The organism is Photorhabdus sp. RM323S (assembly GCF_042879375.1).
Taxonomy (GTDB): domain Bacteria; phylum Pseudomonadota; class Gammaproteobacteria; order Enterobacterales; family Enterobacteriaceae; genus Photorhabdus; species Photorhabdus tasmaniensis.
Map to the genome: position 1 here is coordinate 109,613 of NZ_JBHFKZ010000002.1, position 24,345 is coordinate 133,957.

Below are 24,345 nucleotides of genomic sequence, written 5' to 3' on the forward strand. Positions count from 1 at the left end.
ATGGTTGGTGACAATAGGGAATAGCATTAAAAGGCATATCTGACTACCATGTCATGTTTATATTTCCTATTTTTTTCGATACGTTGCGAGTATATGTTGATAGCATCGACACATAAGACTTCATGTCGATAAAATCGAGGAATTTCGACATGTGTTAGCAATATGTCGATGATTACGACATATAAAAATCATGAGTCGAAAAAACAAGAAAATATCGACGTGTCATCAACAATCGCCGATATCATGATCTATCCTCTGGATATTTCACCAGCTATTAAATCATCAGGTACTTTACTGTGACCACCATAAATAGAATTACGACACCACCGGCCTAATCTTCACCGATCTCCACGCAGTAAATAGCGCCAATAACGGCGCGATAGCAAATAGCAGGAACAACCAGTGTGCGGCAGAAGCGGCACCTGCCACACCTCCGGGATCATTCAATCCAGAAAGGTTCACTACCATACCCGCCAATGCTGCTCCAAAAGCAGTGGCAAATAACTGTACCGTTGTAATTGAAGCGCCTGCGATATCTTTATCGGCATCCGACGATACTTGTAAGATGCGAGTTAACAAATGCGGCCAGCCAAAGCCAATACCAAATCCCACCAAAGTCAGGGCAATCACAATGGGAATCATCACTTGCCAATGTCCAGCCGAGGGCTGTGATAATATCGATGACAGAATCAGCATACCTATCAGTACCAATATCGGTCCACTGACAATTGCCCGACGCATACCTGCTCCACGCCAACCCGCGCTGATTATCTCAGCGACTGTCCAGCCTGCTGCCATTGCCGCAGCCATATAACCGGAAGCCAGCGGTGACTGACCATGCAATATTTGCAGGAAATACGGGATAAATACTTCACTGGTCATGCCGATCACCAATAATGAAATCGTGGCAAACAGCACCGCATGAGGTGAACCTAAATGTAATGCACCATGAGGCAACAGACGTATCACTGCACGACGTTCATAGCAAATTAGTAATATTATCAAGACTAATGCCAGCATAATCCCTGCAAAATTCAACTTCACACTGTCAGATACACTACCAGCAGAAACTATCAATACTGTTCCCGCTAATAAAACTAACTGCACCAATGGCAACGCTGCTTTATTCTGATCCTGAGGTTTGCCTTTTGGCAAAATTAAGTAAGTGAAAACCGCATACAACAGCATTATTGGCAGCATGATACCAAAGGCATAACGCCATGCATTTATCTCAGCAAAGATACCACCCACAGCAGGACCAACCAACGTCGCAATGCCCCACATACCGGATGTCAGTGCCATTGCCCGTGGCCAAAGCGCCTGTTCAAATACCAGATTGATCATGGCATAGGAAAGTGCAAACAGTAACCCACCACCGAAGCCCTGAACTGTCCGTCCGATAAGCATCATTTCCATCGTTGGAGCAGACGCGCACAACAAACTACCAAAGAAGAAGAATATTGCTGCAACCAGATAAGCATTACGTGCCCCCTGTGAGCTAAGCAGGCGTGCAGACAGTACCGAACCAATAATAGAAGCGACCACAAACAGCGTTGTATTCCAGGCATAAAGGTTCAAGCCACCAATGTCCTGCACAACCGAAGGTAAGATAGTGGTAGCAATTAAGATATTAATCGCATGTAACGCAACACCCAGCGATAGAGCCAGAGCACTGGCCGCATTTTTACCAGAGAACAAATCACTCCAGTGGCTTTCATCGGTTGTTATCACAGTCGTTATCCTGAATTAGCGTTGAGTTAATATGAGTCTTACGTTAAATTAAACAAGAACTAGCTTGGAATAAATTAAGGCGAGGCGAAGCAATATGTCAAGGAAAAGCTTTGAAAATAGCACAAATTCCACACAATCCGTGGGTGAAAGGTTACTGATGCTATTGAAGACCCGTGGTCCTCAGCAAGCTTCTGACGCCGGAAAAATACTGGGCACAACAGGAGAAGCCGCCCGGCAACAGTTTGTGAAGTTAGCTAAAGAAGGATTAATAGAAGCTGCCGCAGAAGCACAAGGCGTTGGTCGTCCAATACAACGTTGGCATCTGACAGCCGCAGGTCATGCTCATTTCCCGGATGCTCATGCTGAACTGACAGTGCAATTACTAAACACTATTCGTAAGCAGTTAGGTGAGAAAGCGATAGATTTGTTGATTGATACCCGCGAGCAGGAAACCCGTATTAATTACAAGCAGGCAATGAATGGAACAACCAATCTGCAAGAACGCGTCGAACGTCTGGTTGCCATAAGATGCCATGAAGGTTACATGGCTCAATGGTCACATACAGAAGATGGCGCCATTTTGCTGATAGAAAACCATTGCCCAATTTGCTCTGCCGCTAAGGTATGCCAAGGTTTTTGCCGCGCTGAACTGAATGTATTTCAGGATATACTTCAAGCTCAGGTAGAACGAGTAGAGTATATACTCACCGATTCACGGCGCTGTGCTTATCGTATAACTAGCAATATTCACCCGGAATAATTAGATGCGATATTTCACCAGCATGATTAAGCACATCCCGATCATTCAATGTTAAAAATCCATCTAACTTCTTCACCCAATCAGCCATATGCATAGGAATTCGACGCATGGCCTGTCCTTCCGCAAATACCAGATATTGCTCTATTAGATTATTCAATGCTTGTAACTCTTCTTCTGTCAGATGGTTTTTAGCATTCACTACATCACTTTTACGAACTTTAGTACCACGCCAGTTCGTCAACCCCATATTAGGGAGACGACTATCAGCACGTTGATGAATGATTTCCGCTGCGGTCTACCCTGTAATTGCCCAATGAATTTTGTTCTGTACTGTTTTAAAGAAGTTAATGCTGATGGCTTGTGTTGGATCATAATCCACACTGGTCGCATAAATATCAGTGATTTTTTGATAGAAACGTTTTTCGCTGGTACGAATATCCTAAATACGTCGAGTCAGCTCTTCAAAGTAATCAAATGGCTGGTCCGGGTTTTTCAGACGTTCATCATCCAGCACAAAGCCTTTGACAATATATTCCCGCAAATGACGGGTTGCCCATTGACGAAAACGCGTTGCCGTATGGCTCTGTACCCGATAACCAACTGAGATAATAGCATCCAGATTATAATGTTTAAGACTTCTTCTGACTCTCCTTCATCCTTCTTTTCGAACAACTAAGAAATCCTTAGTTGTTGAATTTTTCTCAAGTTCTCCTTCTGTAAATATATGTTTTAAATGCATTTGCACATTTTCCGGACTTGTCTGAAACAACCCCGCCATCAATGCTTGCGTCAGCCAAACTGTTTCATCCTGAAAACGAACGTCCAATCGGGTTTCCCCATCTTCGGTTTGATAGATAATAAACTGCGAATGATTATCTGTGTTTTCCATTTTTTTCTCTTCAAACAATTACCGGGTATTGCACAAAGCAAACCATGAACACGATGTCTTTGGCAATACCAGCTTTATTAAACTGCTCTGCTACTTTCTCTGTTCTCTTCCCCGTTAAACATAAAAAATATCCCGCCAGTCAGTAATATCAATACACCGGATATCATTAAAAGGAGTTGAATATTAATATAGTCAGCAATTGGACCAAATATCACCATACCTAACGGCAGAGAACAGGACACAGCAATTTGAACCAGACTGAATACTCGCCCCATCATCTCCGGTTCGACTTTTTCCTGTATAACAGAGATCATTGGTGCGTTAAAACAAGGTGTTATAGCGCCCAAAGAGACGTTTAATGCCAGATACAGCGGAAACCAATATGCATTGCCAAGAGCAATCACAAATATACCAAACAGTGTGCAAGCTATTCCCGTTATACGTAGTTTATTTTTATATTCACTCCAAAAAGAAATCAGCAATCCACCTAACAATGCTCCAGCACTAAAGGTCATTTCGTTAACAGCTAAAAGCCATGAATCTTCACCAAATGTCCGGTTAACCAATAGAGGCGTCAAAAAAGTAGCCGGACTAATCAGGAAGCAAAAACAAATCAGGAAAATCAAAATATTTCTGATTATCTTATTCTCTTGCAGGTAGCGAAAACCCGCTAGCATCGCCTGAAATTTATCACCCGGTATGGAATCAGAAGCTATTTTGGCAATAGGAATAAATGTAATAATACCGATCCCAATAGCAGCCGTAACAACATCCACTAAAAGAATATTTTCAATCGAAGTCTGAGAATACAAAAAACCACTAATGGCTGGAGAAGCCAACATCGTCAGTGAACTCAGAGAAGTATTAAGACCATTAACCCGCAACAGTTTCTCTTTCGGGACCAGTTGTGGAATGATAGCACTAGCCGCCGGAGCCTGAATACCCGTACCAAACGAGCGGATAATCAGTGCCACAAATAGCAGCTCAATACTCTTAAACCCAAACATAAAAGAGATCGCCAGACCAAGAGTCACTAATGCAATCAGCGCATCAGAGGCAATACAGAGCAACTTACGGTTGTAAGTATCAGCCCAAACACCAGCAAATAAAGAGATTAATACCTGTGGAAGAAAGGCACAGAGTACCGCAATAGCCAGCATTTCTCCTGATGAAGTATTTAAGGTGATATACCAAATGATCGAGAACTGGACAATGGAAGAACCCAGCAGAGAAATTGTCTCAGCTAATAAAAATAGCGTTGTTTTTCGTTTCCAACCTGCATGTAATGCATTCATTTTAATCACACCCTTTTAAACCTGAATCCCTTGTGTTTAATTAATGATTACTCAAACACAAATTCTTTTAGTTCTTTTGTGGTTGGCGCACCCACAGCACCAGAACGACTGACAACAACGGCAGCAACACGATTACCCAGTTCAACAGCATCTTTTAGCGACATTCCCTGTGATAAACCAGCAAGCATGCCACTACTATGAGCATCACCAGCACCGATGGTATCCACCACTTTCACTTTATAGGCAGCAACATGTTCTGGGTTACGATCAGGCAAACATATCCATGTACCCTGTGAACCTAATCGACAGATAATAGTGATTTTTCTTTTACTGGAATAATTGCTGGCCTGAGCGACAGGATCACCTTCTCCACACAACATCGTCATTTCATCACGATTCAGTGTCAAAATGGTTCGGCCAACAGGCAATGCATCAATGAAAGCAGAATCTATATTGGGTAAACGGGGACCAAAATCCAACAATAATGTCTGCCCAGGTGGTGACGCCAATAACCAGTCACACAAAATCGCCGTTGTTTTACTCGCCATAACATAACCACTGGAGTAGATATACCCCCTTTCCGGCAAAGCAATAGCCGAGAGCATCGCCGAACTCCAGTCAACTTCACAACCACTAACAGAGACAAAACTTCGCTCACCATCCGGTTCGACCATTGCCAGACACCAGCCATTATCAAGCGATGAGTTGGTTAATGTGACCCCAAGCCCAAGATCCTGCATCTCTTTAGTTATCCGCTTACCCCAATATCCGTTACCAACGGGTATACCATTAACCACAGGGATTTGCAGGCGAGCCAAAGCCCGGGCAACATTAAAACCTGAACCGCCGATCTGTTGATCAATCTCTTTGGCTTCCTGATCTTCACCACTGCGAGGAAGCTTTGGTAAGCTAAGAACAATATCTCCTGCGGCAGCACCAATTACGGTAATCGGCAGTAACCCCCCCATTAGTCCCTCCTTTTACTGGTCAAATATAAGCCACAATTCCATCAGACTGACAAAGAAAGAGGCAAATAATCCAGAACTGGGATCCACATCAACAGACCATCAATAAATCCACTGTTGATAATCCTATTTACAGTAGATAAAGATCGCTTCCCAGAAATGGCCCCGGCCATGGTACCGATGGCATCCGCATCTCCCCCGAGGTTGGCGCAAAAAATCACACACCGAACCGAATGACCATCAACTAAATCCACCATGACCAGAGCACAAGGAACAGACTCCATGATGACCATTCCGGCACCAATAAAGTCATAAAGTTCTTTCAGCTTATTCAGCCAAAATGCAGCCACTTATTACAAAATCCATCGTTCAGAAGACATACCTGTTGCATCACCAATTGCCTGACCATAACCATAGAAATAACCTGGAGTGGTATCTGAGACGGATTTAGTCATCCTTAATATCCGAATAAAATGCATAAGAAATATTTATACCTTAACATCAATCAGCTTCAATAAAAGTCGGCCTGTATAATTATGTGATATCAATGTGACTGCTCCCTGCCAGATCGGACCAGACTGACTACTTCATCCGTTGTTGCTCTCCCCTGACACGTCTGACATAAGCCTCAATAAGCAGAAACGACGAGTCCCGCTGATCCTAAATCTATTGGTCAATACTAACGCACATCGAATATAATAAATTTCCATTATTATCAATTGGATAAAATGATTTTATTGACTGGATATGCTAACAGCCCGATAAGAAAAGTGATTTTCCCTGCCATATTCTGTCGCAATAAATGATTGAGAGTGAAATGGCAAAGCAGTAGCAGAAAGTTGGAGAGTGTTTACCTGCATCTGAAGTGCAGCAAGCGCCATATTTATATGGCACCCGCTCACTTATTATTTTACGGCTTGCTTTTTACCTGCCACTTCCAATTGCTGATAGATATAGTGTTTGTAACTATCCACCAACGCTTTATCCTGACAATCATCCAGCGCCCCCCGACAAAGGTGGCGCATCGTCATATTCGCCCGGTAAAAAGGTGAAGCATCCAGTTTAGCTCTCTCCATAATCATTCCACCAAGGAATGAAATATCTGTCAGTTCATCAGTCTGAACAGGGTCTTGTTTTAGGTTATCCCGCATAGTGAACTGAGTGATATAACCCGGATTTGAAAATACGCTATTGTACTGACCTAGTTCGAGGTTGGGTTGATGATCGCCAAAGTAGAGAAAAATGGTCGGCTTTTCCCGTTTAGCAACAAACTCACCGAAATCTTTGATTGCCGGGTCAGAAGCCTTGATTTTCTCCATATAGTGACTGAACTTACCAACAGCTTGTGAATTTTTCACATGCCCGGAAAGTCCGTAATCATCTGAATGATCTTCATCATATGGGCCGTGTTCATACATAGTCAGTGAGAAAATAAACAACGGCTTATCGGTTTCCTGTGCCAGAATTTCTTTCACATAACTCAACATCTCTTGTGTAGAGATGGTCCACAGATTTTCATCAGGACTCGCGGGATATCCTAGCTCCTGCGGCTGGATAATACGGTCAACACCCAGTGTCTGATAAGCATGACCAGAATGATAGGAGGATTTATTAAATGGTGTCAGAACAACAGTGTAATAGCCATTCTGTTTCATCTCTCGGAACAGGCTATATTTCAGGTGATCAACGATAAAATAAAAAACAGCATTTTTGCGTGAGCCAAAATCATCGGTATTCAAACCCGTCAGGGCAGAGAATTCAGATAACCAAGTACCCCCACCGAAAGTTTGTACCCGCATTGGACTTTGTGCGCTGACCCCGGGATCCCGCTGGAACATATAAAGATCCGGCAGATGGGCATTATCAGGCAGCTGATAGATATGCGGAGTAACAGTAGACTCCTGCAATAACAACACCACATCGGGTTTAATTTCTGACTGAGGCACAGGCAGCGTGACATTCTTAGCCTGTTGCAGGAAATAATCAGATGATTGCCCAAACTGAGGCACACGATGTTTGGCATCTTTAGCTGACATCACCATATTGGTCACTGTACCACGCCCTTTTGGCAGTGAAGATTCCCATGGATCTCTAAACGCGTTGGCAGTAACGCTCACTTCCCATGTACAGAACGCAACCAGCACCAGGCTGGCAGTACGCCATTTGAAGCCACGTAAAGGTGATGATTTTTTCCAGCTCAGAGTCATATTAAACATCAACCAGATAAACATAGCGACAATTCCCAGGCCAGCCAGCCAATAGTGTCGCAATGTTTCCTGATTAGAAGGATCAAACATCAGGTTAAGGTCAGAGAACATCAGCTGTTCTTTGTAGTAATGAACCTTTATCTGATTAAGGAATTTAAAGATAATAAATAGTGTTCCGGTAAAGACGGCAGAAAACAGTAACCGGGCTGACACAAAAAACACCAGACCAAATATCACACCAAACACACCGACAGCTATCAGTGCCGGGTAAATATCTTCACTTTTTTCAAAAACCAGTATTAAAGTTGCAATAAACAATAATCCCAGATAAATACCCGATATTATCTTTCTTTTCATACCGTACTAAATCCCGTTAATAGAAAGCTCACGCCGATAACAGTTAGCAAAAATAACACAAGCTGGTTAAATCAACAGAAACAAAACTGTAATTTTGCCGAAATTGCCCATATTTTAAACAAAAAGATTATCAGAATAGCCCATTATCCCTAAGAATATGTGATTCAGCCTGACGACGGGTAAAACCACTGTGATCAAAGAATTCCAGGATCTGAATAGCTAATTTACGACCAATACCTAATTCATCACGAAAGTCGGCGGCAGTAATCGCACCATGATTTTGATTAAACTTGCGGATAAGTTCCGCGAACTGCTGAATCCGTTGGCTACAATAATAGCGATCCGGAACAATAGCCGTAATATGTCCCAATTGAGCCGATTTTTTCAACAAACTGCGAATTGTCGCCTCTTCTTCCTTTAAATCAGCAGCCAAGTCACGTACCCACCAGGGATCATCTGTAAAATAGGGGGCTACTCGTTGCCACAGTTTTGCCTGTTCATCACTAAAAGCCAAACCATGCTCAGGAAGATATAACCAACCATGTGACTGTTTTAATTGCCCATCCCTGAGCAAGAGATTTATCAGAGTATAAACCAGCGCTTCATTCAGCGTTGGCAAAGCCATCCGTTTCAGGCGCGCCCTTCCCAAACCCAGTTGATCAGCATGTTGTTGATGATATTCAGCCAAAACCTGTAACAATTTCTGTTCCGCCAATCTGGCATTGCTCTGTGATAACACCATACCATCGGCAATAATCACATCCATATCAGCCAGTAACTGATGGAGATCCGCTTCCGTTAACTGGCGCGCCCAGGAAAAATGGCTGAGAGAAAGTGCACCTCGTAGCAAATGGAGCGTTAAGTTAGTCGCATGGTCCGATGTTTTGGCAAGCAGGGTGAGCCAATGCAAAAATTCTGGCTGGCGCTTACCTCGGCGGGGAGAATTGAGGTTTATCACCCGTGCCCCGGCAAGTGTTTTTCTGACACTGATATCGCGCAATATCAGCCGGTCATGCTCAACCAACCATAATGGGCTGTCAAGCACCAATTCAGCCAACCGAGGCGTATCAGACAGCTGATTCAGTAATGAAATCCGACCCGTTATATGGCTGGTGGCATGATGAATATGAAGAGATTGCCAATTTTGCAAAGGTTCATCAGTTTCCACTTCCACCAGTACCCTCTCCACATTTTCAAAAGGCTTTTGGGAAAGTAGCCAGTCACCGCGGGAAACCTGTTCTTTACTCACATCACCGATGATATTTAGTGCAATACGCTGCCCGGCCTGAGCCGTACTTGCCTGTTGATTCTGAGCGTGCAAGCCACGCACTTTGACTTGTTCATCACTGCCGGTCAGCCAGAGGATATCTCCTACACTAACCTGACCGGCTAATGCCGTGCCCGTCACCACCAAACCCACGCCTTTTACACTGAAAGCACGATCAATCGCCAAACGAAAACGCTGATGTAATTTTTCATGCTGCTGATTTTGCTGATGTAACCGCAACAGATGTTGCCTCAGAGGGACAACACTTTCTTCCTCAGCAGCAGCCGTGACAAATAGAGGGGAACCCATCCAACCTTGAGTTACCAGTTCATATTCAATCTGTTGGCGAACGTCAATTATCCGTTGCGGTTCCACCCGATCTGCTTTAGTGAGCACAACGATCACCATCGGGCAGCCAATTAAACGCAGAATGACTAAATGTTCTCTCGTCTGAGCCATTACCCCATCGTCACAGGCGACCACTAACAAAACATGATCGATACCACCGACCCCTGCCAGCATATTAGCGAGGAATTTCTCATGTCCGGGCACATCCACAAAACCAATTGAAGATCCATCCAACTGCGGCCAATAGGCATAACCCAGATCGATGGTCATACCCCGTTTTTTCTCTTCCGGCAAATGTGCCGTATTAACGCCGGTAATAGCTTGAATCAGTGTGGTTTTACCATGGTCAACATGACCTGCTGTGGCAAAAATCATAGTAGTTTCAGAAAATTATGGTAGTTCCAGAAGATTATAGTAATAGTGCCTGCAACAATGCCTTTCCATCTTCAAGACAACGTAAATCGAGCCACAAGCGCCCTCCAGAGATACGGCCAATAACGGGTTTCGCCAGTCCACGCCAACTGCGGGCCAGCTGTTCTAGTGTTCTCCCTTGACCATCAGCGGCAGCGAACGTTAAAGCCCAACTAGGCAGCCGATCAACCGGCAGTGAGCCACTGCCAATCTGTGAATAACATGGCTCACTACGAACCATAAATCGGTCACCATAATATGCCTGAATCTCAGGCAATAGCTGTTGTGCCATATCATGCATTTCTTGCTGTTGGCGGGTTAACAAACGCAACGTTGGCAACTGCTGGCAGAGTTGTTCAGGGCGCTGATACAACCGTAAAGTCGCTTCCAGAGCTGCTAAAGTCATTTTGTCTGCCCGCAAAGCACGTTTCAGTGGATGACGCTGAATAGCTTCTATCCATTGTTTTTTACCAAGAATAATTCCAGCCTGTGGCCCCCCCAGTAATTTATCACCAGAGAAAGTAACCAAATCGATGCCTTGATCCAGATAGTCCCGAGGCATAGGTTCAGCCGGCAACCCATATTGCGCCATATTAATCATGGAGCCACTACCCAGATCAATTGCTGTAGGAATTTGAGATTTCACCCCCAAAGTAGCCAATTCACTACCAGACACTTCCGCAGTAAAACCTTCGATGCTGTAATTACTGGTATGCACCTTCATCAGAAGGGCGGTCTCTTCGTTGATAGCTTGCTGATAATCTCTCAGGTGAGTACGGTTAGTCGTACCAACTTCAACCAATTGGCACCCTGCCTGAACCATCACATCAGGAATACGGAATGCGCCACCAATTTCCACCAACTCACCACGGGAAACGACAACTTGCTTACCTGACGCCACCGTTGCCAACAATAACAACACAGCCGCTGCATTGTTATTAACGATACAGGCATCTTCCGACCCCGTTAATTCACACAGTAAATTCGCCAAAGCGCGATCACGGTGCCCACGCCCTGCGCCATTGAGAGAATATTCTAACGTTACCGGTGAACGCATCACTTGTGTTACCGCTTCAATAACCGGTTCGGCCAATAATGCCCGGCCAAGATTGGTATGAAGCACTGTGCCACTAAGATTAAACACCGGCTTTAAAGCCAAAGCTTGCTTCCGCTCCAGCCGCTGACCAAGTGCCGCAGCCCAGTTATCACACCAATCAGGCAATTCCTGATACTGCTTGATGTTTATTCTGGCCTGCTCCTGCATTCTTCTTAATGTCGCAGTGATTAACGTTTGTCCATATTGTTCCACAAACGGTGCTATCTGTGGCTCATGCAACAGGCGATCAATGGCAGGGATCTGGCTGTATAGCGGGCACGGTTTTTGTGTCATGGCAATTCCGTCAATTAACACTTACTCATTTGGGAACAAGAACGGGTTGATGCTACTGCGGGCAAAACCTTCCTCTTCCATTTTGGCATCAAGGATCAGCGAAGCCAGATCATCAGCAATAGCCTCAACTTTTGGATCTTTTTCCTGATAGAGGATTTTCAGATAACTGCCGCAATCACCGCAACTTTCCGCTTTCACTGCGGCTTGCTCACTCTTTAATGACCAATAATTCAGATCGCGAGTCTGTTCACAGTTACTGCATTTCACCCGTACCATATGCCATTCACTTTCACACAAGCTGCAATGCAGGTAACGCAGCCCGTTGGTTGTGCCAATCTGAACGACACTGGCGACGGGAATACTGCTGCAAACCGGACAAAATTGACGATGCTCACCATATTCTGCCCTCGCCTTTCCTGGAATTTGATTTGCCATTTGTGCCCAATACAGGGAAAGGGCGGCCCAGATAAAGAGTGATTTTTCAGGACTGACTTTACTGAATTCATTTTTCAGCAAAGCATTAGCCATCTGTTCCAGCTCCTGCTCTGACACTTTTCCCAGATTATCCAGAGCGACACTGACGTGTTCCGGTGCATCCGGCAGTAATTCTGCTATCAGAGAGTGAAACAGTTTCTGCCAATGTTTAGTGCGTGGAAATGTTTTGCAATCCAGAGGTGGTTTGCCTTCAGCGGCAGATTTTTCCAGAATACCCACTATCTCTATTTTCAATGGATTGTCATGCAGCACTTTTTGTTGAGCCTGAGCAACTTCTGCTGCAAAGTTAAGATAGTCAGCAAATGGGTTATCTTCTGCCAATTGTTGTAGACGTTCAGCCCGGCGCTGATAGAGATTTTTCAGATTAGCAAAAAGCAGTGGCGGGATATAATCTGCTGCTTTTTCGTTGGTACGATCTTTGCTCAATTGTTCTTTAGGAACGATGCGAATACTCATTAAGCTCTATCTTCCTGTTATCTGCTTTGCGGCTTTTAGGCTAATAATAATCTTAAGCCTGTTTTTAACCTCAGCATAGATCAAAAGCGGGCTCTGGGCCACAGATAGAATTAGGAAATTACAGTAAAAATTTAGGTAATGATATAGAAAATTGTCTACTCAACAGCAACCAATATATTCAAAAAACACCTATAATTTTTCAGGTTTTATAATTATTAATTTTTTCCATAAATTAATATATAAAAAAATATCCCACTATGTTATTTCCTTCCATTTGATTGTAAAAACAAAAATAGTTAATTGTGATCTTCGTCATTTATTTTTATTCGATTTAATATAATCTTTAGTTAATAATTCATTCCTAAAAATGAGTAATTAAGATGACAAATGCAATACTTTAATAATACATCGTTGATTTACTGCTCTGTTTATGTAATTCTGACATCCCGAATGTTATGCTATCTTGATATTGGATAAATTAACCATGATCAATCAAATTGAGTTAACCAATTCGGAAGCAAACCGAATTAAAACCTCATTACCTAATAAGGAAAAAATAGCAAAGTTAATAATTACATTTTGGTTAAAGTATGTTCCAAAGATATCTAATTAGTCATAATGATATTTCCTGGATTTTAGATAAAATACCTTGTTTATAAAATAATCACATAAAGGATAACTCAATGCTAATCGACCTGATTACATCGCATAGAAAAACAGCCGCAATTTACGCTTTTGTTGATACAGGATTATCTGATCACTTTAAAAATGGGGCCTGCGTAGATATAGACGAGCTTTCCCATAAATCTGGCATTGACAATTCTCGCCTTAATCAATTATGTGATTACTTAATTGAAATAGGAGTATTGGTTAGCAACAATCACGGAATAACACTTTCTGATGAATGCAGAGCACTTACCGACCCTGAAAGTCTAGAGTCATTAATGATAAAATATGAAACTAACCAAGAGCATTGGAACTCTTGGATAATGTATTCAAAATCTTTACTTGAAAATAATGGTAAATCAGCATTTGAAATGGTATATGGAAAGACACTCTTCGAACATCTTAGCAATAATAAACCACTCAGAGCAGGTTTCGATGCTCTAATGACAAAAAATTCCAATACATTAATTAAAAACTTGCTTGATGTTTATGATTTTAATAAATATAACAGAATATTAGATGTTGGCGGTGCAAGAGGACACCTTCTGAAAAGCATTAATGAAAAAATGAAAGGAAAAGGAAAATATTATGCTGTATTGGACAGATATAATGAACTTCCTGTTTCAGAAGATATAGATTTCATAAATGGAGATTTTATGAAATCAATTCCCTCAGGTTATGATCTATATATCTTAATGAATATCATCCATAATTGGTCTGATAATGACGTAATATCAATTTTAAATAATTGCCGAAAAGCAATGGATGATAATGCAACTATCGCAATAATAAACATGATGAAAAAACCACAATCCCCAATAGCTAACTCTATGAGCATATTAATGGATATGCTATTTTTATCGAAAGAACGTTATTTGACTGAAGTTGAATACCTGGCTAATCAAGCAGGGCTCACCATTAAAGATAGTAAAGATATAGATGAAACATTTTCACTTATTGAACTAAAAGTGAAATAAATTATAGGTAGTTACGGATTACTTCCAAAGATGATTATATGGATATTGCATTACTAAAAAATTCATATATAAATTGGCATCATAATCTTCGATGCCAATTTTCATTTTATATCAACGTGACATATACGTATTAAAATAATATTCAGCGATCGGGTTATGTTCTGCCAATTGTGATCTTCATCATTTCTTTTTATCAGATTTAAGATAATCTAACTCAAACACGTGACCAAATTGAGTTGAACAATTATAAAGTAAGGAGAATTAAATCTTCACTATATCACTAGGAAAAAATAACAAAGCTAATAATCACATTTTAGTGAAAATATCCAATCAGTCATAATAGCACTTCCTGGACTTTAGATAGAACACGTCATTTCTTTATAATATAAAGACATAAAGGATAACTCAATGCTAGTCGAACTTATTACATCATATAGAAAATCAGCTGCAATTTATGCTTTTGTTGATACAGGATTATCGGTCCACTTTAAAGATGGGGCCTATGTCGATATCAGCGAACTTTCTCATAAATCTGGTATTGATCATTCTCGCCTTAGCCGATTATGTGATTTCTTAATCGAAATAGGGGTATTAACGAGCAACAACGATAAAGTTTCACTTTCTGATGAGTGCCATGCACTTGCTGATCCTGAAAGTATGGAATCATTATTTATAAAGTGGGAACTCAGCCCAGATTGCTGGAACGTTTGGTCAATGTACCCAAAATCCTTACTTAAAAATGATGGAAAATCGGCATTTGAAATAGCACATGGAAGACCATTCTTTGAATATTTTGATAACAATCAATTAGTCAGATCAGTTTTTGACTCGGCAATGTCAAAAACCTCAGACAGAATAGTTGAAAAGTTACTTGATATTTATGATTTTAGTCAATACAACAAAATATTAGACGTTGGAGGTGGAGAGGGAAATCTTTTAATAAAAATCAGAGAAAAAGTAAAAGGAAAACACTATGCTGTATTGGACAGATATAATGAAATTCCTGTTTCAGAAAATATAGACTTCATAAACGGAGATTTTCTAAAGTCAGTTCCATCAGGTTATGATTTATATATTTTAAAGAATATTATCCATGATTGGTCTGATAATGACGCCATATTAATTTTAGAAAATTGCCGAAAGGCGATAGACAACGGTGCAACTGTCCTATTGATAAACTACATGAAAAAGCCACAATCCAGTATGATTATATCTTTAGACATATTAATGGATGTATTATTTTCAGGAAAAGAACGTTTCTTAAATGAATTAGAATATTTGGCTAACCAAGCCGGGCTTGTTATTCAGGATACTAAAGATATAGATGAATCATCTTCAATTATCCAACTAGGAATAAAATAAATTATAAATAATCATGAAATTTCACCAATTATCTAGCTGGGTGTAAAATAAGTTATCAGCCAGTCAGGACACCTTTAAAGATAATCATATGGACATTACGTTTTTAAGAACTGGATATATAAGAAATGGTATCGAAATATTTGATACCATTTTTATTTTAATATTTAATAAAATCCTGTACTGCTCAAATTTAATCAACAATAGGCAGGACATAGCTACCCTGCCCTAATTATTACATATCAGCGTTTATCTTCCTGTCGCTCCTGTTTCACCACTTCACGATACCAACGTGGATGATGCTTCTTCGCCCAGCCGCGAGTCACCCAACCTTCAACCATCGCCCGAACAGAACCTTTCACCCAAAATGCCGCATAAGCATGAACAAGAATAGTCAGGATCAAACCAATGGCTGACATCGAATGGACCAGAAGAGCAATACGGATCACCGGGATAGAGAAAAAATCAGCAAAATAGGGGCGCCAGATAATAATACCACTGACGGCCAGCAATATCAGACAAACACTAATAGACCAATAGACACCTTTCTGACCCAGGTTATATTGACCGATATCACCGACTTCTTCATTTCGCAAAACTTTACGAATATTTCTCAGCCATATAATGTCGTCTTTGTCGATAAAGTTATGTTTGAAATATCTGAAGAACATAAAGATAAACAAAACAAACATCACTGAGCCAGCAAACGGATGCAGGATCCGTGACAACTGAGGTGTACCGAAAATATTCATCAGCCAGTGAAAAGAGGGGAAAAAGAATCCCAATCCGCTGATGGCGGTAAACAGAAAACAGAGTTCTACCGCCCAGTGGTTTACCCACTCAACCGGTGAATGTCGCCGCAAACCCCACTGCGGCCAGAGGCTTCCAAATACCTTTCCAGAAAGTCACTGTCGGGCTAATGGAAGGATTATCAGGTAGACCATGATATAATTGTGGTTTATTAGCATGGCGCAACACATACATAACGTGAGTACCCCCAGCCCCTTCCGGATCGTACAAGCCCGCATTCTCATAACCACAGCCTTTCAACTCACCAACGCGGTCAACACACAAGGTACATTTGTATACCCGGTTGTCTTCTTTGTTAATCCGCGGCACATTGAACGGACAACCGGCAATACAGTAACCACAGCCGATACAGTGTCCCGACTGAAAATCAACAATCCCATTTGCATACTGGATGATCGCACCTTCCGCCGGACATGCTTGCAAGCAACCCGGATCAGCACAGTGCATACAGCCATCCTTACGGATAAGCCACTCCAGCTTGCCATTCTCTTCAACTTCAGAAAAGCGCATCACGGTCCATGATTTAGCGGTTAAATCAGCCGGGTTATCATAAACACCCACGTTATAACCGATTTCATCACGGATATCGTTCCATTCGGAACAGGCCACCTGACAGGCTTTACAACCAATACATGTTGTTACATCAATCAGCTTCGCAACCTCTTCCTGGTCATCCCGCACCCGTGGTGCAGGAGTGAAGGAGTGGGTGGCAGAGCGACGAATGATGTCTTGAGTTTGCAATGACATAATTTTTCCCCCTTACACCTTTTCCACGTTAACCAGGAACGCTTTGAATTCAGGCGTTTGTGTGTTCGCATCACCAACAAAAGGTGTCAGCGTATTAGCAATAAAGCCTTTTTTAGCCGCACCTTCAAAACCCCAATGAATGGGAATACCGATAGTATCCACTTCACGTCCGTGCACATGCAGAGTCCGAATACGTTTGGTGACGACCGCTTTCGCCTTAATGTAGCCACGGTTTGAACTGACTTTGACAGTATCACCGTGCTTGATACCTTTCTTCTCAGCCAGTTTTTCACCGATTTCCACAAACTGCTCAGGCTGGATAATCGAGTTCAGTAATGCATGTTTTGTCCAGTAGTGAAAATGTTCAGTCAGGCGGTAAGTGGTTCCCACGTAGGGGAATTTATCTGCCTTACCCATAGCCTCAAAGTCACTTTTGAACACACGGGCAGCCGGATTGGATACCACATTCGGATGCAACGGATTGGTACCCAACGGCGTTTCAAAGGGTTCGTAGTGTTCAGGGAACGGCCCTTCCGCCATCTTATCAATCGCAAACAGACGTCCCATGCCTTCCGGCTGCATGATAAACGGACCCACATCGGTTTCCGGTGCAGCCACACTGTAATCAGGAATATCAGCCCCATGCCACTTAGCCCCACTCCACGCCAATAACTGACGTTTCACATCCCACGGTTTACCCTGCGGATCAGCCGATGCACGGTTATATAAAATACGACGGTTTAACGGCCACGCCCAAGCCCACCCCAGCGTATTACCCAAACCTGACGGATCAGAGTTATCTCGACGAGCCATCTGGTTGCCTTCCGGCGTCCAACTTCCAGCAAAGATCCAACAACCACTGGCGGTCGTGCCGTCATCACGTAATTGGGCAAAAGAGGTCAATTGCTGGCCTTGCTTCACCATGACGTTGCCATCAGCATCAATCAGATCAACCAAAGCCCGGCCATTACTCTCCTGAGCCACCTCTTCCGAAGTGGGGCTATCCGGGTTAAAGTAATCCCAGGTCATATTCAGTACCTGCTCGGGTAATATTCCTCCTTCTGCACGATACATATCCCGCATACGTTTGAAGATACCAGAAAGAATTTCAGCATCACCAATAGCTTCTCCCGGAGCATCAGCCCCTTTCCAGTGCCATTGCAACCAGCGGCCAGAATTAACAATTGAACCGTTTTCTTCTGCGAAACAACAGCACGGCAAGCGGAAAACTTCTGTCTGAATTTTGGATGAATCAACTTCGTTAAATTCACCGTGGTTCTGCCAGAAAGTTGACGTTTCAGTATTAAGCGGGTCGATAGTGATCAGGAATTTCAGCTTCGACAGGGCATCAACCACTTTGTTTTTATCCGGGAATGAAGCAACCGGGTTAAAGCCCTGGCAAATATAGCCATTCACCTCACCTTTCGACATCATTTCGAAAAATTGCAGGACGTCATAACTTTTGTCCCACTTAGGCAACCAGTCAAAACCCCAATCGTTATCCTGACGGGCGTTATCACCGTAGAAACTCTTCATCAGGCTGACAAAGAATTTCGGGTAATTACCCCAGTAGTTAACCTGACCTGGCAACAGAGGTTTCGGTGTATTTGCCTGTAGGTAAGTTTGCAGATCGGTTTGTTCTTCTGACGGCAGTGTCAGATATCCCGGCAAGCTCTGCGACAACAGCCCCAAATCAGTCAATCCCTGAATATTCGAGTGACCACGCAATGCGTTAACACCACCCCCCGCCATCCCCATGTTGCCTAACAGCAATTGGATCATTGCCATAGTACGGATGTTCTGTGCACCTACTGAGTGTTGAGTCCAACCCAGTGCGTACAGGAAGGACGCGGTTTTGTCTTTAACGCAAGTCTCTGCAATATATTCACAGACTTTCAGGAAATCATCCTTTGGTGTACCACAAATATCGCTGACGACATCGGGCGTATAGCGGCTAACGTGCTCTTTTAACAGGTTCCATACACAGCGAGGATGGCTTAGTGTGATATCACGTTTGGCAAAACCATTTTCATCCAGTGCATAGTTCCAACTGGTTTTGTCATATTTACGGTTTTCTGCATCATAACCACTGAATAAACCATCATCGAACGAGTAATCTTCACGCACGATAAGACTGGCGTTGGTGTACGCCTCAACATATTCGTGATTAATCTTATTGTTGGTTAACAGGTATAAAATCACACCTGACAAGAAAGCAATATCGGTACCGGAACGAATTGGTGTATAGAAATCCGCTACAGATGCTGTACGGGTAAAACGTGGATCGATCACGATTAACCTGGCGTTATTATGGATTTTTGCTTCCATTGCCCAGCGGAATCCCACCGGATGGGCTTCAGCTGCATTACCTCCCATCACGACAATCAGATTCGCGTTCTTAATATCAACCCAGTGGTTGGTCATCGCACCGCGACCAAATGTTGGAGCAAGACTTGCTACCGTTGGTCCGTGTCAGACACGCGCCTGGTTGTCTACGGCAAGCATACCGAGAGCGCGACTAAATTTTTGAGTCAAATAGCCTGTTTCATTACTGGAAGCAGATGCGCACAGCATACCTGTCGTCAGCCAGCGATTGACGGTGACACCCTCTTTGTTGGTTTTAACAAAATTGGCATCACGATCGGCTTTCATTAAATTAGCGATGCGATCAAATGCCTCATCCCAAGAGATACGTTGCCATTTGTCAGAACCAGCAGCACGGTATTCTGGATATTTCAGACGACTTTCGCTGTGGATAAAGTCAATCAGACCTGCTCCTTTAGGGCAAAGTGCGCCTCGATTCACCGGATGATCAGGATCACCCTCAATATGGAAAATACTTTCTTTCGCGTTTTTTGCGCCATCGCCAAGGCTGTACATCAACAGTCCACAACCGACAGAGCAGTACGTACAGGTATTTCGGGTCTCACGCGCACGCAATAGTTTATAGTTACGTGTTTGTGCAAGAACTGTGGTTGGAACAAAGCCCAACGCTGCCACCGTCGTACCTGCCATACCGCCAGCGCAGATCTTAAAGAACTGCCTTCTGCTGACTTGCATGGGAATCTCCTCACTCACATTGTCTTAAACAACTGTCCATTCCCTCACGGGAAAAATCTTGAATGTGTTCTCTATTTATTAATCACTTTCCATAGCGGGATCAGATTCATTGCCTGATAAATAGTATAGACTCTTTTTTCCACATAATTATTATGTAACAACACTATTAGGTATTTCGTCTAATGCATATGCATAACACAAGATCAGGGAAGTTGTTACAATTTGATGTGATTAAGGGTGCAAAAAAAACAAATGTGCAACAAAAGCATCATCTCAACACACTAAAAGCGGATTGGGTTGCAGAAGAAATTCCAGTGGCTTTAGTCTACAACGGTATCTCACATGTCGTAATGATGGCCAGCCCTAAAGATCTCGAATATTTCGCTGTTGGGTTCTCACTTTCTGAAGGCATTATTGAATCTCAACAAGAAATTCGTGGCATTGATATTCTCATCAATTGTCGTGGCGGAATTGAGCTGCAAATAGAGCTTTCCAGCCGCCGCTTTGCTGGGTTGAAAGAGCGCAGGCGCAATATGGCAGGACGGACGGGGTGCGGGATCTGCGGTACGGAACAACTTTCTGATATTTTCCGCCCGATTATCCCATTGCCTTTCACGCAAACCTTTTCATTAAGCCATCTTGACTATGCTCTCTCTCAATTGACCAATATTCAGGATATTGGTGCAATGACGGGCTGTACTCACGCGGCTGGTTGGATCAATCCGGAAGGTGAGTTATTAGGTGGCTGCGAAGATGTAGGTCGTCACGTTGCGCTGGACAAGATACTGGGAATGAAAGCAAAAACAGGCTGGCAACAAGGTGCGGTTCTGGTATCTAGCCGCGCCAGTTATGAAATGGTACAAAAATCTGCTACCTGTGGCGTTGAAATTTTGTTTGCTGTTTCAGCAGCGACTTCACTGGCAGTGGAAGTCGCTGATCGATGTAATCTGACATTGGTTGGTTTCTGCAAACCCGGCAGGGCGACGGTTTATACTCATCCTGAACGGTTAATAGATTAATCATTCAGGCAGTAAAACATCCATAAGTTGGGTTCAATGTAATAACCTTATACATTGAATGCATGGCAGGTTGAACAATTCTCACTCCCAACCGCCAATGCATCCGAATCCACGGATCAAAAGGTTCATTGTTGTCATTTTTCCATTTACAGTATTGTGCAAAATCCTGTAATGGATAGTTCTTCTTTAACGTTGGTCTGACTAGAACAACCAGCCCTTTAAACCCGGCGTTAATGGCAACTTGCTTTAAACCACCAATAAGCAATGCCGGTAAATTCTTCCCGCGAAATTCAGGAGATACCGTTACTGATAATGCCAACAACATTTTCGCTTCCGCTTTTCCACGGGCAAGCACACCTCGGCGTAAAACTTCATCTGATTATCAATGATTGTGGTGAACTTTTGGCCGTAAAATTAACCGCAGGAAACAAGGATGATCGTCACCCTGTCAAAGCGCTGGCAAAAGGGTTAACGGGATGTTTATATGGCGATAAAGGGTATTTATCACAGGCTTTATGCGATGAGTTGGAAGCGGAAGGCGTTACGTTAATCACGCATGTTCGCAGTAACATGAAAGCCAAAGCATTATCGCTCTGGGATAGGTTGATGTTAAGACGGCGCTTTTTGATAGAAACGGTCATTAACCCGCTCAAAAATATTTCTCAGATAGCGCATTCAAGACATCGTAGTCAGCTCAGTTTTCTGCTGGAAATTGCCGCGGGCCTTATTGCTTATACATTCCAACCTAAAAAACCGAGCTTGAATTTACAGGATAATGATATCGCTATTTTTAAACGAAGCTGAGGTTGATTAGAAACTCTCAGCACGAGTTAGCGGCGTATTTGCTCAAGTTCGTTCCGGCTCAACCCGGTAGTTTTCATTATCGTTTCACGGTCGATACCCATATCGATCATCGCACACGCGATTTTCAGGATCCCCTGTTTTTCGCCTTTATGCAATCCTTCCTGGAGTCCTTCCTGACGTCCTTCCTGACGCCCCTCCTGACGTCCTTCTTGACGCCCTTCCTGACGCCCTTCTTGACGCCCTTCCTGACGCCCTTCTTGACGCCCTTCAATAAATCCTTTCTGGCGCGCCTTCTGCTCCAGTTTCTGCGCTATTGTCATCAGTACCTCCTCATACTTCGGGGACTGTTCTGCCAGTCGCCGGATAAAACCCTCTGGATCAGCGGTATCTCCCGCCTGTAATAAGTAGTTTAGCACGCTTTTTAGCTGTTCATCTGTATAGTAATCATACGTCAGCAGCATAACCAGTTCTTGCAGCAGCTCCGCCATATCTCGCTGCCGGATATGCTTTTGCACCATTTCCAGTAGCGCGACCCGTTTATGCGTCAGGATTTCATCATCAGGTATCACCGTCACATCGACCAGCGGGAATGGACCGGAATAGATTTCCTTCGCCAGAGCCGGATCATCAAAGCAGTCGAGCCAATGGGTACTCCAGGGATACGGCTGGATTTTCCCGTGATAGAACAACATCGGAATGACCAGCGGCAATTTTTCATGTCCCTGCTCCAGATGCCGTTGCATGGCTGAAATACTGTAACGCATCAACCGGAATGCCATCATCTTATCCGGGGAACTCTGGTGTTCAATCACGCAATACACGTAACCGTCACCCCGCGCTGTTTTCAATGAATACAAAATGTCGGAATAATGCGCCCGCAGATTGTCTTCAATAAACGACCCGGATTCCAACCGCAGTGTATCCAGATCACAAACGGCCCGTAATGTCGCGGGCAAATGTATCTCCAGAAAGTCTCTGGCCGTATCAATATGACCTAAAAACTGTTTAAAAACAGCGTCATGTAGCATTGGTGTATTTTTTCTCTTCATCGGCGAATGGTAGCATATTTTCTTTTATATTGAAGGAATATTAAGCAAGAAATCGAGCGGACTGTGATGTTTTGAATGTTCTTTGACAAAAACGTTGATCGCATCTCAGAGACTCTAATTTCCTTCTTAAGCAAAATTCAGGTTAAAATAGCAAATTGTTGAAAACGGCTAAAGTCTGGCTTAAATAATTCGTTCCAATACTCATATCCCATTGGAGAATTCTGCATAAACAAAGGCCAGTTATGATAAATAATCCCATCGGCGGCATCTTTTAAATCAGGTCTCTGTTCAGCAGACTGAATAATAATTTGTATTTTCAAAGTAGGATTCCCGGTAAATATAATCTGTAAAATTTATAAAAATCTCATAGTTAAACATAACAGCAAGAACCTCATAACCAAGCAGTCAATAAACCAGAGGTTATTAAGGCAATAATGATTAACAACTTTAAATTATATAAAAAAAATTTTTCACTTATAATGAATTAAGTAAAGAGATAATGAAAATTCGATTCAATTAACTCCATAACAATGAAGTCAATAAGAAATTGTATATTAACATAAAATTAACTACAATAACTTATTATTCAATAAATCATACAACATCAACTTAGTTATATGATTAAATCGTACACCTTAGTCTTCTACATCATTGATCTAATGAGAATTAAATGAAATTTATATTTTTAACGGATATTCATGGAGTTTCAGAGCACATAAAATTAATTGCAAAACGTTTAGGTGGTGATGGGTTAATCATTTCCCCTTATGAAAAAGAAAACGAAACGTCAAATAATCAAGAAGCGATGTACGAATATTTTCATAGCGTTTCATCAATAGATGAATATACATACAAAGTAAGGGATTCCCTTACATACATCAATACTCCAGTGATACTGGTTGGATTCAGTATCGGCGCGACTGTAGCATGGCGACTTTCTAATGACAGAAATTTACCAGTTCAGCATTTTATTTGCATCTTTGGTTCACGTATCCGCGATTACCTGGATGTGAAACCAGTAAAATCGACATCGTTGTTTTTCTCCAACGATGAAAAATACTTTATCGACAAGTTAAAATGCGCCGACAGAATAACCGTAGAGTTGGTAGATTGCGCACACTCAGAAATATCAAACCCCAATGGTTGTAATATTGCCATTGGGTTAATAAACAAAGCACTGGGACGTTAATGTTTCTTTATTCCCCGCATTCTTAAGAGATGAGGGGAGAAATAAAGTAACAAAAGGAATATATACTGTTAAAATCAATTAATGACTTTATTTT

At 42.5% G+C, this 24,345-nt stretch carries 19 protein-coding genes and 3 pseudogenes; 6 read left to right on the forward strand and 16 right to left on the reverse strand.

The window, feature by feature from the left end; all coding sequences use genetic code 11:
• Positions 1–315: 315 nt before the first annotated feature.
• A complete protein-coding gene (locus ACGF7G_RS01550) occupies positions 316–1,731 on the reverse strand; it encodes an MFS transporter (protein WP_387463093.1) in 1,416 nt (471 codons plus the stop codon).
• A 94-nt stretch (positions 1,732–1,825) separates the two neighbouring features.
• On the opposite strand from ACGF7G_RS01550, the gene ACGF7G_RS01555 reads away from it, so the two are divergent.
• A complete protein-coding gene (locus ACGF7G_RS01555; protein ID WP_387463095.1) occupies positions 1,826–2,491 on the forward strand; it encodes a helix-turn-helix transcriptional regulator in 666 nt (221 codons plus the stop codon).
• Here ACGF7G_RS01555 and ACGF7G_RS01560 read toward each other — a convergent pair.
• The 9 genes and pseudogenes from ACGF7G_RS01560 to fdhE form a co-directional block, all read right to left on the reverse strand.
• Positions 2,469–3,131: pseudogene (locus ACGF7G_RS01560) on the reverse strand (virulence RhuM family protein); the annotation flags it as partial. The gene ACGF7G_RS01555 and the pseudogene ACGF7G_RS01560 sit on opposite strands and share 23 nt — an antisense overlap.
• Before the next feature lie 12 nt (positions 3,132–3,143).
• Positions 3,144–3,380 (reverse strand): hypothetical protein, encoded by a 237-nt coding sequence (locus tag ACGF7G_RS01565; protein WP_207627252.1) that lies wholly within the window; start codon positions 3,378–3,380, stop codon positions 3,144–3,146.
• A gap of 77 nt (positions 3,381–3,457) precedes the next feature.
• Complete coding sequence (locus tag ACGF7G_RS01570) at positions 3,458–4,675, reverse strand: MFS transporter (RefSeq protein ID WP_133814076.1); 1,218 nt, start codon at positions 4,673–4,675, stop codon at positions 3,458–3,460.
• A gap of 47 nt (positions 4,676–4,722) precedes the next feature.
• Positions 4,723–5,643 (reverse strand): PfkB family carbohydrate kinase, encoded by a 921-nt coding sequence (locus ACGF7G_RS01575; protein WP_387463097.1) that lies wholly within the window; start codon positions 5,641–5,643, stop codon positions 4,723–4,725.
• 41 nt (positions 5,644–5,684) lie between these two features.
• Positions 5,685–5,990, reverse strand: coding sequence for an ADP-ribosylglycohydrolase family protein (locus ACGF7G_RS01580; RefSeq protein ID WP_339959250.1), 306 nt, complete (start codon positions 5,988–5,990; stop codon positions 5,685–5,687).
• Positions 5,991–6,545: 555 nt separating this feature from the next.
• Positions 6,546–8,204, reverse strand: coding sequence for a sulfatase-like hydrolase/transferase (locus tag ACGF7G_RS01585; RefSeq protein WP_387463099.1), 1,659 nt, complete (start codon positions 8,202–8,204; stop codon positions 6,546–6,548).
• Positions 8,205–8,334: 130 nt separating this feature from the next.
• Complete coding sequence (gene selB / locus ACGF7G_RS01590; RefSeq protein ID WP_387463100.1) at positions 8,335–10,194, reverse strand: selenocysteine-specific translation elongation factor; 1,860 nt, start codon at positions 10,192–10,194, stop codon at positions 8,335–8,337.
• Positions 10,195–10,228: 34 nt separating this feature from the next.
• Positions 10,229–11,620 (reverse strand): L-seryl-tRNA(Sec) selenium transferase, encoded by a 1,392-nt coding sequence (selA, locus tag ACGF7G_RS01595; RefSeq protein ID WP_133814080.1) that lies wholly within the window; start codon positions 11,618–11,620, stop codon positions 10,229–10,231.
• Positions 11,621–11,641: 21 nt separating this feature from the next.
• Positions 11,642–12,571: a formate dehydrogenase accessory protein FdhE gene (gene fdhE, locus ACGF7G_RS01600; protein WP_387463101.1), complete on the reverse strand. Its 930-nt coding sequence runs from the start codon at positions 12,569–12,571 to the stop codon at positions 11,642–11,644.
• Between the two features lie 683 nt (positions 12,572–13,254).
• Here fdhE and ACGF7G_RS01605 point away from each other — a divergent pair.
• Together ACGF7G_RS01605 and ACGF7G_RS01610 are read left to right on the forward strand one after the other, a co-directional pair.
• The gene (locus tag ACGF7G_RS01605; RefSeq protein WP_387463102.1) at positions 13,255–14,214 is read left to right on the forward strand and encodes a methyltransferase; all 960 of its coding nucleotides are present in this window, start codon (positions 13,255–13,257) and stop codon (positions 14,212–14,214) included.
• 408 nt (positions 14,215–14,622) lie between these two features.
• A complete protein-coding gene (locus ACGF7G_RS01610; RefSeq protein ID WP_387463104.1) occupies positions 14,623–15,576 on the forward strand; it encodes a methyltransferase in 954 nt (317 codons plus the stop codon).
• Positions 15,577–15,815: 239 nt separating this feature from the next.
• Here ACGF7G_RS01610 and fdoI read toward each other — a convergent pair whose 3' ends face one another.
• The 3 genes and pseudogenes from fdoI to fdnG all read right to left on the reverse strand — a co-directional run bounded on the left by fdoI (position 15,816) and on the right by fdnG (position 20,190).
• A complete protein-coding gene (gene fdoI, locus ACGF7G_RS01615; protein ID WP_387463105.1) occupies positions 15,816–16,436 on the reverse strand; it encodes a formate dehydrogenase cytochrome b556 subunit in 621 nt (206 codons plus the stop codon).
• Positions 16,423–17,130 (reverse strand): annotated as a pseudogene (locus ACGF7G_RS01620) (4Fe-4S dicluster domain-containing protein); the annotation flags it as partial. The pseudogene ACGF7G_RS01620 and the gene fdoI, both read right to left, overlap by 14 nt.
• Before the next feature lie 12 nt (positions 17,131–17,142).
• Positions 17,143–20,190, reverse strand: coding sequence for a formate dehydrogenase-N subunit alpha (fdnG, locus tag ACGF7G_RS01625; RefSeq protein WP_387463106.1), 3,048 nt, complete (start codon positions 20,188–20,190; stop codon positions 17,143–17,145).
• A 188-nt stretch (positions 20,191–20,378) separates the two neighbouring features.
• Here fdnG and fdhD point away from each other — a divergent pair, with 188 nt between their 5' ends.
• Positions 20,379–21,209: a formate dehydrogenase accessory sulfurtransferase FdhD gene (gene fdhD / locus ACGF7G_RS01630; RefSeq protein WP_387463195.1), complete on the forward strand. Its 831-nt coding sequence runs from the start codon at positions 20,379–20,381 to the stop codon at positions 21,207–21,209.
• 4 nt (positions 21,210–21,213) lie between these two features.
• Here fdhD and ACGF7G_RS01635 read toward each other — a convergent pair whose 3' ends face one another.
• Positions 21,214–21,534: a hypothetical protein gene (locus ACGF7G_RS01635; protein WP_387463107.1), complete on the reverse strand. Its 321-nt coding sequence runs from the start codon at positions 21,532–21,534 to the stop codon at positions 21,214–21,216.
• Between the two features lie 35 nt (positions 21,535–21,569).
• Here ACGF7G_RS01635 and ACGF7G_RS01640 point away from each other — a divergent pair.
• Positions 21,570–22,013: pseudogene (locus ACGF7G_RS01640) on the forward strand (IS982 family transposase); the annotation flags it as partial.
• Between the two features lie 26 nt (positions 22,014–22,039).
• On the opposite strand, the gene ACGF7G_RS01645 reads toward ACGF7G_RS01640, so the two are convergent.
• Positions 22,040–23,062, reverse strand: a complete 1,023-nt coding sequence (locus tag ACGF7G_RS01645; protein WP_387463108.1) for an Rpn family recombination-promoting nuclease/putative transposase — start codon at positions 23,060–23,062, stop codon at positions 22,040–22,042.
• Between the two features lie 137 nt (positions 23,063–23,199).
• Complete coding sequence (locus ACGF7G_RS01650; protein ID WP_387463109.1) at positions 23,200–23,382, reverse strand: hypothetical protein; 183 nt, start codon at positions 23,380–23,382, stop codon at positions 23,200–23,202.
• Positions 23,383–23,732: 350 nt separating this feature from the next.
• On the opposite strand from ACGF7G_RS01650, the gene ACGF7G_RS01655 reads away from it, so the two are divergent.
• Positions 23,733–24,251, forward strand: a complete 519-nt coding sequence (locus ACGF7G_RS01655) for a hypothetical protein (RefSeq protein ID WP_387463111.1) — start codon at positions 23,733–23,735, stop codon at positions 24,249–24,251.
• The last annotated feature ends 94 nt before the right edge of the window (positions 24,252–24,345 follow it).